This window comes from Nocardioides korecus, assembly GCF_054778395.1.
Genome location: NZ_BAAGZO010000002.1, coordinates 230,058 through 244,165, shown reverse-complemented (window position 1 = coordinate 244,165; position 14,108 = coordinate 230,058). Strand labels below are relative to the sequence as shown.

Below are 14,108 nucleotides of genomic sequence, written 5' to 3'. Positions count from 1 at the left end.
ACTCCTGGTGCGCTGGTCGGGAGGGGCCCTGCGACGAGGTCCGCGGCGGGACTGCGCCGGGCCCCTGCCGGGCCGTTCAGAGGTGTTCGTAGCCGTCGGCCCGACGGATGGCCGCACCGCTCAGGCGCGCAGGGGCGCGTCCGCGAAGGCGGTGATGCCCTCCTCGGGGCCGATCTCGGCGGTGAACCCCAGCTCGCGCGCGGCGAGCTCGGGCGAGGCCACCACGTGCCGCACGTCGCCGGCGCGGTAGTCGCCGGTCACGACCGGCTCCGGCCCCGACGCCGCGGCGCTGAGCACCTGGGCCACCTTGAGGATCGGCACCGGGGTCCCCGAGCAGACGTTGTACGTCGACCACGACTCCGGCTCGCGACCCACGACGGCGTCGAGCGCGAGCACGTTGGCGCGCGCGACGTCGTCGACGTGGACGAAGTCGCGCATCTGGCCGCCGTCCTCGAAGACCCGCGGCGCCTGGCCGTGCTCCAGGGAGGACCGGAAGATCGCCGCGACCCCGCTGTAGGGGGTGTCGCGAGGCATCTGGGGGCCGTAGACGTTGTGGTAGCGCAGCCCGATCGCCCGCGACCGCGCCTGCCGGGCCCACGCCAGGGTGTAGTGCTCCTGGGCCAGCTTGCTCGCGGCGTAGCTGCTGCGCGGGTCGAGCCGGGCGTCCTCGGGCACCAGCTGCCACCCCATCGCCCGCTCGCAGACGGGGCAGTGGTTCTCGAAGTCGCGGGACTCCAGGGCCTCCCGGCTGCGCGCGCGGGTGGTCTGCTCGCCGTGCTCCTCGCAGGCGTAGCGCCCCTCGCCGTAGACGACCATCGAGCTCGCGACCACGAGGTTCTCCACGCCGCGGGCGCTCATCGCGGCCAGCAGGACGGCCGTGCCGAGGTCGTTGTGACCGGCGTAGAGCGGCAGGTCGGCGACGGTGACGCCCGCCCCGACCATGGCGCTCTGGTGGTCGACCGCGTCCACGCCGTCGAGCAGGTCGGCCCACTCGTCGGCCCGGCGCACGTCGAGCCGGTGCACGCCCTCGGGCACCTCGACGCCCTCGGCGTGGGCCTGCGGGATCAGCGCGTCGACCCGGACGACCTCGTCGCCGCGGGCCTCGAGCCGGTCGGCCACGTGGGCGCCGATGAACCCGCAGGCACCGGTGACCAGGACCCTCATCGGGCCGCGCCCGGGACCGTGGGGAGCTCGAAGGGCAGCTCGACGTCGCTCAGCCAGTCGGCGCAGCCGCAGGTCGGCGCACCGGACGGCAGGTCGGCGACCACGTGGCCGAGCATCTCCTTGAGCCGGCCGATGTGCTTCTCGAACAGCGCGAAGACCGCGGCCTGGTCGACCGACTCCTCCGCGCTGACGCCCGCGTCGACGTCGGTGACCAGCGCGATCGTGGCGTAGCAGACCCCCAGCTCGCGGGCCAGGACGGCCTCGGGGTGACCGGTCATGTTGACCACGGTCCAGCCCTCGCGGGCGTAGCTCTGGGACTCCGCGCGGGTGGAGAACCGCGGGCCCTCGATGACGACCATCGCGCCGCCGTCGATCACGTCGTCCCCCGCGGCGCCGACCAGCGCCGTGCGCAGGTCGGGGCAGTAGGGGTCGGCGAAGGGCGCGTGCACGGCGCCGCGGTCGACGTAGGTCTGCACGCGCTGGGTGGTGCGGTCGACCAGCTGGTCGGGGACCACGAGGGTCCCGGGCTGGGTCTCGGGCTGGAGGCCGCCGACCGCGCACGGCGCGAGGATCCGCTCGACGCCGAGCGACCGCAGCGCCCAGATGTTGGCGCGGTAGGGGATCTGCGTGGGCGGGTAGCGGTGGCCGGCCCCGTGGCGCGGCAGGAACGCGACCGGCACTCCCCCGACCTCGCCGACCGCGATCGGCGCGGAGGGGTCGCCGTACGGCGTGGTCACCTCGACGGTCGTCGGGTCGGAGAGGAACTCGTAGAACCCGCTACCCCCGATCACGGCCACGCGCGGGTGGCGCTGGCCCGACTGCTGGGGATCCTGGCTCTGCTGCGGCGTCATGGGCGGCAGTCTGCCAAGCGGGTTCACGTCGTCACGGCCGCCCCTGCCGCTCGCCCCGGTCGTGGTGGCTCGCACCGTCCCGGTCCCGCTCCCGGTCGTCGCGCTCGGCGAGGTCGCGCAGCGTCAGGAGCTGACGCCGCATCATCACCAGGTCGCCGGCCCCGAGGAGCTCCTGGGCGACCGAGTCCACCCGCCCGCGAGGCGGCCCGGTGGCCAGGCAGGCCAGGATCCGCGAGCGCGTGCGCACGCCCGGGACGACCTCGTAGCTGAGCGCGACCGGGCCGCAGAGCCGGGCGGCCAGCCCGCGCGTGGCGGCCGTGACCGCACGTCCCTCCTCGAGCTCGACCAGGGGGCCGATCAGGAGCCTCTGCCCCACCCGCAGCTGCTCGGCCCCGGGGGTGAGCCGCCGCGGGCTGCGACGCCCCAGGTTGTCGACGAGGTCGTAGCTGTACGGCGCCAGCTGCAGCTGGCACACCCAGCGCCACACCAGCGCCGGGTCGGCCTCGACGTCCGTCGCGCGCACGACGTGCCCACCGCCGGCGGGCACGTGCCGGTCGGCGGGGTGGCGGGCCGCGCGCTCCGCGGGCGTGACGTTCCAGAACCGGACCCGGTCCCGCAGCCCGCTCATGCCAGCAGCAGGGCGTCGAGCCGTCGGCGTACGACGAGGAGGCCGCCGACCGCCATCAGCAGCAGGTAGACCACCGAGACCAGGGACGCGACGCCGACCGCCCCGGTGGTCAGCTCCCGCACGAGCACGACCCCGCGGTAGAGCGGCGTCGCCTCGACGACCCAGCCCAGCCACGTCGGGAAGGCCGAGAGCGGGAAGAAGGTCGCGGAGAACAGGAAGAGCGGGAGCGTGGCCAGGGTGATGTACTCGAAGTCCTGCCAGGACTTCATGAAGGTCGTCAGCGCCATCCCCGCCGCACCGAACGCCGTGCCGATCAGCAGGGCCGCGGGCAGCACGAGCAGCGCCCACCACGAGTGCACCAGCCCCATCGCGACCATGACCAGCAAGAAGACCAGCGAGTAGAGCCCGCCGCGCAGCAGCGACCAGCTCAGCTCCCCGCGGGCCACGTCGCCGGTGGTGAGCGGCGTGGCCAGCATCTGGTCGAAGGTCTTGTTGTACTTGAGCTTGAAGAAGAAGTTGAACGTCGAGTCCAGCAGCGCGCCGTTCATCGCCGAGGCGGCCAGCATCCCCGGGGCCACGAACTCGGCGTACGGCACGACCTGGCCGTTGAAGGTGAAGCCCGAGACCAGCTGGCCCACCCCGACCCCGATGGAGAACAGGTAGAACACCGGCTCGAGGAACCCGGAGACGAAGACCCACCAGGCGCTGCGGTAGACGGTGTAGTTGCGGTGCAGCAGCACCCCGACCGCACCGACCGCGCTCAGGCGGCGGCCCTCGGCGGTGGCGGCCGTCGCGGTCAGCGGGGTCACGAGCTCAGCCTCCGGGACAGGAACCGCACGGTCAGGGCGTAGCCGACGACACTCAGCGCCCCGAGGTAGGCCAGGTGGCCCAGCACCGGGAGCGCCTCGACGTGCCCGGTCGTGAGGCGGCGGGTGAGGTCCACCCCGTGCCACAGCGGGGTGACCTCGGCGACCCGCTGGAGCACGGGCCCGAGGTTGGCGACGGGGAAGAACGCCCCGGAGAACAGGAACATCGGCATCATCCCCAGCCGGAAGATCAGCGAGTAGCCCATCTCGTCCTTGAGGTAGGACGACAGGGCGAAGACGGGGGCGGCGAAGGCCGCCCCGACCAGCACCTGGGTCAGGAACGCCAGCAGCGCACCCGCGACGGAGTGGAAGACCCCGAACGGGGAGACCACCAGGCAGAACACGGCCGAGGTCATCGCGACGCGGGCCAGCACGAACCCGAGATGCGACTGCACCACGTCACGCACCGACAGCGGGGTGGCGACCATGGCGAAGTAGGTCTTCTGCCACTTGATCCCCGACATCACCGGGTAGGTGAGCTCGCCGAAGGCCAGCTGCATCGACTGCGCGGCGAGCATCCCGGGGACCACGAAGGCCAGGTAGGAGGTCGCCCCCTCCAGCTTCGCCGGGTCGCCCTTGATGAACCCGCCGAGGAGGACGCCCATCGCCACGACGTAGAGCAGCGGGGTGACGAAGGACGTCACGACGCTGCCCTTCCACGTGCGGCGGTAGACCGTCCACCAGTAGTCCGCCATCCGCGGCGCCAGGCTGGTGGCCATCAGTCGACCAGCGTCCGGCCGGTGAGGCGCAGGAACACGTCCTCGAGGGAGGAGCGGCGCACCAGCGTCGTCACGGGCTGGTGCCCCCGGGCGCGCACCGCTGCGACGGCCGCCTCGCCGTCGGCGGTGTAGAGCAGCACCCGGTCGGGGAGCACCTCGACCCGCTCGGCCAGGCCGCTCAGCGACGGCGCGACCAGCTCGTTCTCGCCGATGCCGAAGCGCAGCTCGGCCACCTCACGGGTGGCGTGGGTGCGGATCAGCTCCGCGGGCGACCCCTCGGCCACGATCACGCCCCCGTCCATCACCACGAGCCGGTCGCACAGCTGCTCGGCCTCGTCCATGTAGTGGGTGGTGAGCACCAGCGTCACGCCCTGCTGCTTGAGCCGGAACAGCCGGTCCCAGACCACGTGCCGGGCCTGGGGGTCCAGGCCGGTGGTCGGCTCGTCGAGCAGGAGCAGCTCGGGCCGGTTGACCAGTGACCGGGCGATGGTCAGGCGGCGCTTCATCCCGCCCGACAGGTCCTCGACCTTGGCGCCGGCCTTCTCGGTGAGCTGCACGAACTCGAGGAGCTCGTCGGTGCGGCGTCTGACCTCGGCCCGCGGCAGCCCGAAGTAGCGGCCGTAGACGTAGAGGTTGTCGCGCACGTCGAGCTCGGTGTCCAGGGTGTCCTCCTGCGGGCACACCCCGATCCGGCCCCGGATCGCCGGACCGTCGGTGGCGGGGTCCATCCCGAGGATCCGCAGCTCCCCGCCCGAGACCGGCGACACCGCCGCGACCATCCGCATGGTGCTGGACTTGCCGGCCCCGTTGGGTCCCAGGAAGCCGAAGGCCTCGCCCCGCCGGACGGTCACGTCGATGCCCTTGACCGCCTCGAACCCGCCGAAGGACTTGCGCAGCCCCCTGGCCTCGATCATCGGCTCGCCCGGCGGCGGCGGGGTCGGCGAGGAGGGGCCCGAGAACGTCTCCGTGGTGGTCACGAGCAACGACCTTAGTTGTCACCACCGACAGGACCCACCGGGTTTCCCCCTCCGTCCCGGGTCAGCGGCTGGTGGCCCGCCGGTAGCGCCGGGTGGTCAGCGGGACGAAGACCGCGAGCACGAGCGCGGCCCAGATCAGGGTGTAGACCTCGGGGTTCTGCAGCGCCCACGACGGCGTCGAGAGGCCGCCGCCTGGCGGCACGTTGCCGAAGTTCTCCCGCGCCGCCTGGGTGACCGCCGAGATCGGGTTCCACTCCGCGAACGCCTTGAGCGGGCCGGGCAGGGTGTCGAGGCCGACGAAGGTGTTGGCGATGAAGGTGAGCGGGAAGATGATGATGAACGAGGCGTTGTTGACCACCTCGGGGCTGGGGACGAGCAGCCCGACCAGCGCCATCACCCACGAGATCGCGTAGGCGAAGACCAGCAGGAGCACGTAGCCGACCAGGGCGTGCCAGAAGCCGTCACGGATGCGCCACCCGACGATCAGGCCCGTCACCGACATCACCACCAGCACGATCACGTTGTTGACCACGTCGGACAGGGTGCGGCCGAAGAGCACCGCCGACGGCGACATCGGCAGGGTGCGGAAGCGGTCGACGATGCCCTTCTGGACGTCGTCGGCGATGCCGGCGCCGGTGATCGTGGAGCCGAAGACGACCGTCTGGGCGAAGATGCCGGCGATCAGGAACTCGCGGTAGCCGCTGCCCCCGCCGCTCTGGTCGATCGCTCCGCCGAAGACGTAGGCGAAGAGCAGCACGAACATGATCGGCGAGAGCGTGGTGAAGACGAGCAGGTCCGGCACGCGCTTGATCTTGATCAGGTTGCGCTTGGCGACGACCAGGCCGTCGGTGAAGGGGCTCAGGGCGCTCATCGGTGGTCCTCCTGCGTCTCGGTGGGCTCGCTGCTGCCGGTCAGGGTGAGGAAGACGTCGTCGAGGGTCGGTCGTCGCAGGCCCACGTCGTCGAGCGCGATGCCCTCGGCGTCGAGCAGCCGCAGCGCCTGGGAGAGCTGGGCGGCGCCCCCGCTGACCGGCACGAGCAGCGAGCGCCGCTCGGGCTCGCGGACCACCGGGCCCACGGCGAGCGGCGTCAGCAGCTCTTCGGCGCGGCCGAGCCGGTCGGCGTCGCTGAGCGTGACGTGCACCCGCTCGCCGCCGACCTGGGCCTTGAGCTGGTCGGCGGTGCCCTCGGCGAGCACCCGCCCGTGGTCGACCACCACGATGTTGTCGGCCAGCAGGTCGGCCTCCTCGAGGTACTGCGTGGTCAGCAGCAGCGAGGTGCCGCCCGAGACCAGGCCGCGGATGACGTCCCACATGGAGGTGCGGCTGCGCGGGTCCAGTCCGGTGGTCGGCTCGTCGAGGAAGAGCACCGGCGGCCGGGCCACCAGGGCCCCGGCGAGGTCGAGACGGCGCCGCATGCCGCCGGAGTAGCCCTTGGCCACCCGGTCCCCCGAGTCGGCGAGGTCGAACTGCTCCAGCAGCTCCCGCGCCCGCTCCCGGCTGGCCCGGCGACCGAGGTGGTAGAGCCGGCCGATCATGTCGAGGTTCTCGAAGCCGGTGAGGTACTCGTCGACGGCGGCGTACTGCCCCGAGACGCCGATCTTGCGCCGGGCCGCGGCCGGGTCGCGCACGACGTCGATGCCGGCGACCTGGGCCGTGCCCGCGTCGGGCCGCACCAGCGTGGTCAGCACCTTCACCGCCGTCGTCTTGCCCGCCCCGTTGGGCCCCAGCACCCCGAGCACCGTGCCCTCGGGCACCCTGAGGTCCAGGCCCGCCAGGGCCGTCACCTTGCCGTAGGACTTCGTGAGCCCCTGCGCCACCACCGCATCAGCCATGGCAGCAGCCTGGCAGAGACCACCGACAGGACCGCGGGGGGTGGGCTGGTCCACCTCGGGTCCACCTCCGTCGCCGGTCGCCCCGGGGTCCTGTCGGTGCCCTCCGGCAGGATGGACCGGTGCACCAGTTCAGCGAGCCCACGCGGGCGTGGTTCGAGGCGGCCTTCGCCGCGCCCACCCCCGCGCAGAGCGGTGCCTGGGAGGCCATCTCGGCCGGCCGCCACGCCCTCGTGGTCGCCCCGACCGGGTCCGGCAAGACCCTCTCGGCCTTCCTGTGGTCGATCGACCGGCTGGCCACGAGCCCGGTGCCGGAGAAGAAGGAGCGCCTGCGGGTGCTCTACATCTCCCCGCTCAAGGCGCTGGCCGTCGACGTGGAGCGCAACCTGCGGGCACCCCTGGTCGGCATCCGCCAGACCGCGGAGCGGCTCGGCGCCAGCGTCCCGGAGATCCGGGTCGGCGTGCGGTCCGGCGACACCCCGGCCGCCGAGCGGCGCACGATCGCCACCACGCCCCCCGACATCCTGATCACCACGCCGGAGTCGCTGTTCCTGATGCTGACCTCGCAGGCCCGGGAGGTGCTGCGCAGCGTCGACACCGTGATCCTCGACGAGGTGCACGCCGTGGCCGGCACCAAGCGCGGCGCCCACCTCGCGCTGTCCCTCGAGCGTCTCGACGACCTGCTCGAGAGGCCCGCGCAGCGGATCGGGCTGTCGGCCACGGTGCGCCCGATCGAGGAGGTCGCGCGGTTCCTGGGCGGACAGGCCCCGGTCGAGGTCGTGTCGCCGCCCAGCGAGAAGACCTGGGAGGTCTCGGTCGTGGTCCCGGTCGAGGACATGACCGAGCTCGGCGAGGAGGGCGACGACGGACCCCGGTCGGGGTCGCTGTGGCCCCACGTCGAGGCACGCGTGCTCGACCTGATCGAGCAGCACACCTCCACCATCGTCTTCGCCAACTCCCGGCGCCTGGCCGAGCGGCTGACCGCCCGCCTCAACGAGCTCGCGGGCGAGCGGGCCGGCCTGGACGCCGAGGTCATGGAGCGGATGGGCTCCCCCGCCGAGGTGATGGCCCAGTCCGGCCAGAGCGAGGGCGCCCTGCCGCTGGTCGCCCGGGCCCACCACGGGTCGGTGTCGAAGGAGCAGCGCGCCATCATCGAGGACGACCTCAAGCGCGGCCGGCTGCCCTGCGTGGTGGCCACCAGCAGCCTCGAGCTCGGCATCGACATGGGCGCGGTGGACCTCGTGGTCCAGATCGAGTCGCCGCCCTCGGTGGCCAGCGCCCTGCAGCGGGTCGGCCGGGCCGGTCACCAGGTCGGCGAGACCTCGCGCGGCGTGCTGTTCCCCAAGCACCGGGGCGACCTGGTGCCCTCGGCGGTCACCGTCGAGCGGATGCGCACCGGCGGCATCGAGGCGCTGCACGTCCCGGCCAACCCGCTCGACGTGCTGGCCCAGCAGGTCGTCGCGGCCACCTCGATGGAGGCCTGGCCGGCCGACCGGCTCTTCGACGTCGTACGCCGTGCGGCGCCGTTCGCGACCCTGCCCCGCTCGGCGTACGACGCGACCCTGGACCTGCTCTCGGGCCGCTACCCCAGCGACGAGTTCGCCGAGCTGCGCCCACGCCTGGTCTGGGACCGCGTCTCCGGGGAGCTGGCCGGCCGGCCGGGGGCGCAGCGGCTGGCCGTGACCAGCGGCGGCACCATCCCCGACCGCGGCCTCTTCGGGGTCTTCCTGGTCGGGGAGAAGCAGAGCCGCGTGGGCGAGCTCGACGAGGAGATGGTCTACGAGTCCCGCGTCGGCGACGTCTTCACCCTGGGCACCACCAGCTGGCGCATCGAGGACATCACCCACGACCGGGTGCTGGTCGTGCCCGCGCCCGGCCAGCCCGGCCGGCTGCCCTTCTGGACCGGCGACACCCTGGGTCGCCCCGCCGAGCTCGGGGCCGCCATCGGCGCGTTCACCCGCGAGGTCGCGGCGATGACCCGCGAGCAGGCGATCGCCCGCTGCACCGACGCCGGGCTGGACGCGTGGGCCGCGGACAACCTGGTCTCGCTGATCGAGGAGCAGCGCGAGGTCACCCAGGTCGTCCCCCACGACCAGCAGCTGGTCGTCGAGCGCTTCCGCGACGAGCTCGGCGACTGGCGGATCGTGGTCCACTCCCCCTTCGGCACCCCCGTCCACGCGCCCTGGGCGCTGGCGCTCAACGCCCGCCTGCGCGAGCGCTACGGCGTGGACGCGCAGGCGATGGCCACCGACGACGGCATCGTGCTGCGCATCCCCGAGACCGACCAGGAGCCGCCCGGGGCCGAGCTGATCGCCTTCGAGCCCGAGGAGCTCGAGCAGATCGTCACCACCGAGGTGGGCGGGTCCGCCCTGTTCGCCTCCCGCTTCCGCGAGTGCGCGGCCCGTGCCCTGCTGCTCCCCCGGCGCGACCCCGGCCGCCGCGCGCCGCTGTGGCAGCAGCGCCAGCGCTCGGCCCAGCTGCTCGAGGTGGCCTCGCGCTACCCCTCCTTCCCGATCATCTTGGAGACCGTCCGCGAGGTGCTCCAGGACGTCTACGACCTCCCCTCCCTGGTCGCGCTGCACACCCGGATCCAGGACCGCCGCCTGCGCCTGGTCGACGTGACCACCCAGCGCCCCTCCCCGTTTGCCCAGTCGCTGCTGTTCGGCTACGTCGCGGCGTTCATGTACGAGGGCGACTCCCCCATCGCCGAGCGCCGGGCCGCGGCGCTGACGCTGGACCAGGGCCTGCTGGCCGAGCTGCTGGGGCGTGCCGAGCTGCGCGAGCTGCTCGACCCCGAGGTGCTGGCCGAGCTCGAGCTGGAGCTCCAGCGGCTGGCCGAGGGCCGCCGGGTCAAGGACAGCGAGGGGGTCGCCGACCTGCTGCGCCTGCTCGGCCCCCTGACCCACGACGAGGTCGTCGAGCGCTGCGAGGTCCCCGGCGAGGTCGGCGACTGGATCGCGGGGCTGGTCAAGGCCCGCCGCGTCGTCCCGGTGACCATGTCGGGCCAACCGCGGTACGCCGTCGTGGAGGACGTGGCGCGCCTGCGTGACGGCCTCGGGGTGCCGGTGCCCCCCGGCGTGCCCGACGTGTTCACCCAGCCCGTCGAGGACCCGCTGGGCGACCTGGTCGGCCGCTACGCCCGCACCCACGGCCCCTTCCTGGCCTCCGAGGTCGCCACCCGGCTCGGGCTCGGCGTCGCGGTGTGCCAGCAGACCCTGGCCCGGCTCGCCGCCCAGGGCCGGGTGCTCGAGGGCGAGTTCCGGCCCCAGGGGTCGGGTGCGGAGTGGTGCGACGCCGAGGTGCTGCGGATGCTGCGGCGGCGCTCGCTGGCCCGGCTGCGCCACGAGGTCGAGCCGGTCGAGCCCCGCACCCTGGCCCGGTTCCTGCCGGCCTGGCAGCACGTCAGCGCCGGCACCCCCGTCTCCGTCGAGGACCCCGGCGCCCCGCAGCGGGCCAAGGCGCCCAGCGGTCGCGGACGCGGGCTCCGCGGTGTCGACGGCGTCGTGACGGTGGTCGAGCAGCTGGCCGGGTGCGCGGTGCCCGCCTCGGCCCTGGAGTCGCTGGTGCTCCCGGCCCGGGTCGGCGACTACTCCCCCGCGATGCTGGACGAGCTGACCGCCAGCGGGGAGGTCCTGTGGGCCGGTCACGGTGGGCTGCCCGGCTCCGACGGCTGGGTCTCGCTGCACCTGGCCGACACCGCCCACCTCACCCTGCCCGACCACGGCGAGCTCGAGCTGGGCGAGGTGCACCAGGGCGTCCTGGAGGCCCTGGCCGGCGGCGGGGCGTACTTCTTCCGCCAGCTCGCGACCGCCGTCGGCTCCAGCGACGACAAGGCACTCTCCTCCGCGCTGTGGGACCTGGCGTGGGCGGGCCACCTCGGCAACGACACCCTCGCGCCCCTGCGCGCCCTGACCCAGGGCGGTCGCAGTGCCCACCGCGTCAAGCGCGCCCCGGCCCGCGCCCGAGGTGCCCGCACGGGCCGTCCGCGCCTGAGCGGGGCCGCCCTGCGCGCGGCGCCGCCCGACGTGGCCGGGCGCTGGTTCGAGCTGCCCGAGCGGGAGCCAGACCCCACCAAGCGGGCCCACGCGACCGCCGAGAGCCTGCTGGAGCGGCACGGCGTGGTCATCCGCGGCGCGGTGATGAGCGAGCGCACCCCGGGCGGCTTCGCAGCGACGTACAAGGTGCTCTCGGCCTTCGAGGACTCCGGGCGCTGCCGTCGCGGCTACTTCGTGGAGGGGCTCGGCGCCGCGCAGTTCGGCACCGCGGGCGCGATCGACCGGCTGCGCACCCACCAGCGCGCCACCCCCGACGCCGACTCCTCCCAGCCGCCCGAGGCGCTGGCGCTGGCCGCCACCGACCCCGCCAACCCGTTCGGTGCCGCCCTGCCGTGGCCCGCCCAGGAGTCCGGCCACCGCCCCGGGCGCAAGGCCGGCGCCATCGTGGTGCTGGTCGACGGCGAGCTGACGCTGTACGTCGAGCGCGGCGGCAAGACGCTGCTGACCTTCGTCGAGGACGAGCAGCGGCTCGCGCACGGCATCGAGTCGCTGGGCCGGGTGGTCCGCGACGGCGCCCTGGGACGGCTGACCGTCGAGAAGGCCGACGGCGAGAGCATCCTGGGCGCCGGCTCCGAGACGTTGCGGCGCGCGATGGAGTCGGCCGGCTTCATCGCGACCCCCCGCGGCCTGCGGCTCCGGGGCTGACGGCGTGCCCGAGGGCGACTCGATCTACCGCGCGGCGGCCAAGCTCCAGCCCCTGACCGGCCAGGTGATCACCCGCAGCGACTTCCGGATCCCGTCGCTGGCGACCCAGGACCTGGCCGGTGCCACCGTGCTCGAGACGGTCCCGCACGGCAAGCACCTGCTCACCCGGGTCGAGACCGCGAGCACGCCCGACCGCCCGGCCAGGCTGCTCACGCTGCACACCCACCTGAAGATGGAGGGCACCTGGACCGTGGCGCCCCTGGGCTCGCGGTGGCGGCGGCCCTGGCACACCGCCCGCGTGGTCCTGCGCACCGACCGGCTGGAGGCCGTGGGCTTCCAGGTGCTGCTCGACCTGGTCCCGACCGCCACCGAGGACCGCCTGGTGGGGCACCTGGGTCCCGACCTGCTCGACCCGGCCTGGGACGACGCCCACGCCGCGGAGGCCGAGGCCAACCTGGCGGCGGACCCCGACGCCCCGCTCGGCGAGGCCCTGCTCGAGCAGCGCCACCTGGCCGGGGTCGGCAACGTGTTCAAGTCCGAGATCTGCTTCCTGACCGGTCTGCACCCCGCGACCAAGGTCGGCGACGTCCCCGACCTGGGCGCGGTGGTCGCCACCGCGCGGGCCCAGCTGGACGCCAACAAGGACCGGCCCTTCCGCACCACGACCGGCGACCGCCGGGCGGGGCACCGCTACTGGGTCTACGGCCGCACCGGCCCGTGCCTGCGCTGCGGGACCCGCGTGGTCAAGCGCGACCTGGGCCAGGTCGGCCGCGAGCGCCCCACGTCCTGGTGCCCGACCTGCCAGCCCGCCCCCGACCGGGCCCGCCCAGCGGGTCGGTAGGTTCACCGGCGTGACGTCACGACGCCCGCGGTTCCTGCTCGAGGTCGTCGTCTTCGCGGTCGGCATGGCCAGCCTGGGCGCCGAGATCGCCGCCGCCCGCCTGCTCGCCCCCTGGTTCGGCGCCAGCACGATCGTGTGGGCCAACACCATCGCCACGGTGCTGGTCGCCCTCTCGATCGGGTACGCCGTCGGGGGCCGGCTCGCCGACCGCACCCCGACGATGGCCGGGCTCTCGCGCTGGGTGCTCGGCGCGGCCGCGCTGCTGGCGCTGGTCCCGTTCGTCAGCGGGCCCTTCCTGCGCGAGTCGACGACCGCCTTCGCCGAGCTGTCCGGCGGCCTGTTCGTGGGCTCGCTGCTGGGCGTCGGCGTGCTGATCGCGGTGCCGGTGCTGATGCTCGGCATCGTGTCGCCGTACGCCGTGCGGCTGAAGATCGACCAGGTCGCCGACGCCGGCCGCGTCGCCGGTCGTCTGTACGCCGTCGGCACCCTCGGCTCGCTCGCCGGCACCTTCCTGGCCTCGCTGCTGCTGATCCCCGTCGTGGGCACCCACCGCACCTTCCTGCTCTTCGCCCTGGTCCTCGTGCTGGCCGCCCTGCCCGGCCTGGGCCGGCGCTGGCTGGCCGTCGGGGCGGCCGTCCTCGTCGGGGTGCTCGTGCTGATCGCCCTGCCGGTGGGCAGCACCAAGACCGTGACCAGCGGCGGACGCGTGATCTGGGAGCGGGAGACCGAGTACCAGTACGCCCGCGTGATCCAGCGCGACGACGGCCAGCGGCTGCTCGAGCTCAACGAGGGCCAGGCCGTGCACTCGGTCTACCGGCCCGGCCAGTGGCTCACCGGCGGCTACTGGGACGAGATGCTCGCGCTGCCGTTCGCCGCCGACCACCCGCCGCGTCGGATCGCGATCCTGGGCAGCGCCGCCGGCACCACCGCCCGCGCGCTGGCGCACTTCTTCCCCGACACCCGGATCGACGCCGTCGAGATCGACCCCGACGTCACCGAGGTGGGGCGTCGGCTGTTCGACCTGCGCGGCGCGGGGGTGCACACCCACGCCGCCGACGCCCGCCCCTGGCTCCAGCGCCAGACGGGCACCTACGACGCGATCCTCGTCGACGCCTACCGCCAGCCCTACATCCCGTTCTACCTGGCCACCCGGGAGTTCTTCGACGTGGTCCGCGAGCGGCTCGCCCCGGGCGGGGTGGTGGCGATCAACGTGGGTCACCCGCCGCAGTCGGCGAAGCTCGAGCAGGTCCTCACCGCCACCCTGGCCTCGGTGTTCGGCCGCGACCGGGTGCGCCGCGACCCCGTCGACCAGACCAACACCATGCTGCTCGGCACGACCACCGGGGCCGACCCGGCCGCGGCGCTGCGGGCGGCCGACGTGCCCGCCGAGGTCCGCCCCGTCCTCGACGCGACCGCCGACCGGCTGGGGCGCGGGCTGTCCGGTGGCACCGTCTACACCGACGACAAGGCCCCCGTGGAGTGGCTGGTGGACGCCTCCCTGGCCGAGGTCGCCCGCTAGGGGATGATGCGGC

Annotated in this window: 11 protein-coding genes; 3 read left to right on the top strand and 8 right to left on the bottom strand. The window is 74.0% G+C overall.

The genetic code is table 11. From position 1 onward, the window contains the following. Positions 1-120: 120 nt before the first annotated feature. The 8 genes from ACYVDA_RS04415 to ACYVDA_RS04380 all read right to left on the bottom strand — a co-directional run bounded on the left by ACYVDA_RS04415 (position 121) and on the right by ACYVDA_RS04380 (position 7,038). A complete protein-coding gene (locus ACYVDA_RS04415) occupies positions 121-1,164 on the bottom strand; it encodes an NAD-dependent epimerase/dehydratase family protein (RefSeq protein ID WP_460815293.1) in 1,044 nt (347 codons plus the stop codon). After that, positions 1,161-2,015, bottom strand: coding sequence for an S-methyl-5'-thioadenosine phosphorylase (locus tag ACYVDA_RS04410; RefSeq protein ID WP_460815291.1), 855 nt, complete (start codon positions 2,013-2,015; stop codon positions 1,161-1,163). Before ACYVDA_RS04410 ends, ACYVDA_RS04415 begins: the two co-directional genes overlap by 4 nt. Before the next feature lie 31 nt (positions 2,016-2,046). Next, on the bottom strand, positions 2,047-2,643 hold the full coding sequence (locus ACYVDA_RS04405; RefSeq protein ID WP_460815288.1) for a hypothetical protein: 597 nt from the start codon (positions 2,641-2,643) through the stop codon (positions 2,047-2,049). Continuing rightward, positions 2,640-3,452 carry an ABC transporter permease gene (locus tag ACYVDA_RS04400; RefSeq protein WP_460815286.1) on the bottom strand — a complete coding sequence of 271 codons (813 nt, stop codon included), beginning with the start codon at positions 3,450-3,452 and terminating at the stop codon, positions 2,640-2,642. The genes ACYVDA_RS04405 and ACYVDA_RS04400 overlap by 4 nt, the downstream gene beginning before the upstream one ends. Beyond that, positions 3,449-4,228 carry an ABC transporter permease gene (locus ACYVDA_RS04395; protein ID WP_460815285.1) on the bottom strand — a complete coding sequence of 260 codons (780 nt, stop codon included), beginning with the start codon at positions 4,226-4,228 and terminating at the stop codon, positions 3,449-3,451. The genes ACYVDA_RS04400 and ACYVDA_RS04395 overlap by 4 nt, the downstream gene beginning before the upstream one ends. Next, positions 4,228-5,205 carry an ABC transporter ATP-binding protein gene (locus ACYVDA_RS04390; RefSeq protein WP_460815283.1) on the bottom strand — a complete coding sequence of 326 codons (978 nt, stop codon included), beginning with the start codon at positions 5,203-5,205 and terminating at the stop codon, positions 4,228-4,230. The genes ACYVDA_RS04395 and ACYVDA_RS04390 overlap by 1 nt, the downstream gene beginning before the upstream one ends. A 61-nt stretch (positions 5,206-5,266) precedes the next feature. Then, a complete protein-coding gene (locus ACYVDA_RS04385; RefSeq protein WP_460815281.1) occupies positions 5,267-6,076 on the bottom strand; it encodes an ABC transporter permease in 810 nt (269 codons plus the stop codon). Further along, positions 6,073-7,038, bottom strand: a complete 966-nt coding sequence (locus ACYVDA_RS04380) for an ATP-binding cassette domain-containing protein (RefSeq protein ID WP_460815279.1) — start codon at positions 7,036-7,038, stop codon at positions 6,073-6,075. Before ACYVDA_RS04380 ends, ACYVDA_RS04385 begins: the two co-directional genes overlap by 4 nt. Positions 7,039-7,157: 119 nt before the next feature. Between ACYVDA_RS04380 and ACYVDA_RS04375 the strand changes: the two genes are divergently transcribed. Genes ACYVDA_RS04375 through ACYVDA_RS04365 form a run of 3 tightly spaced genes read left to right on the top strand, consistent with a single transcriptional unit; the run spans position 7,158 to position 14,095 of the window. Next, entirely contained in the window at positions 7,158-11,735 is a 4,578-nt protein-coding gene (locus tag ACYVDA_RS04375; protein ID WP_460815276.1) for an ATP-dependent helicase, read from the top strand. 4 nt (positions 11,736-11,739) lie between these two features. Next, positions 11,740-12,576, top strand: a complete 837-nt coding sequence (locus tag ACYVDA_RS04370) for a DNA-formamidopyrimidine glycosylase family protein (RefSeq protein WP_460815274.1) — start codon at positions 11,740-11,742, stop codon at positions 12,574-12,576. Between the two features lie 10 nt (positions 12,577-12,586). After that, a complete protein-coding gene (locus ACYVDA_RS04365) occupies positions 12,587-14,095 on the top strand; it encodes a spermidine synthase (protein ID WP_460815271.1) in 1,509 nt (502 codons plus the stop codon). Positions 14,096-14,108 lie beyond the last annotated feature (13 nt).

Coding starts and splice junctions, on each gene's coding strand:
- ACYVDA_RS04415 (WP_460815293.1), bottom strand. CDS start 1,164: ATGAGGGTCCTGGTCACCGGTGCCTGCGGGTTCATCGGCGCCCACGTG.
- ACYVDA_RS04410 (WP_460815291.1), bottom strand. CDS start 2,015: ATGACGCCGCAGCAGAGCCAGGATCCCCAGCAGTCGGGCCAGCGCCAC.
- ACYVDA_RS04405 (WP_460815288.1), bottom strand. CDS start 2,643: ATGAGCGGGCTGCGGGACCGGGTCCGGTTCTGGAACGTCACGCCCGCG.
- ACYVDA_RS04395 (WP_460815285.1), bottom strand. CDS start 4,228: ATGGCCACCAGCCTGGCGCCGCGGATGGCGGACTACTGGTGGACGGTC.
- ACYVDA_RS04385 (WP_460815281.1), bottom strand. CDS start 6,076: ATGAGCGCCCTGAGCCCCTTCACCGACGGCCTGGTCGTCGCCAAGCGC.
- ACYVDA_RS04380 (WP_460815279.1), bottom strand. CDS start 7,038: ATGGCTGATGCGGTGGTGGCGCAGGGGCTCACGAAGTCCTACGGCAAG.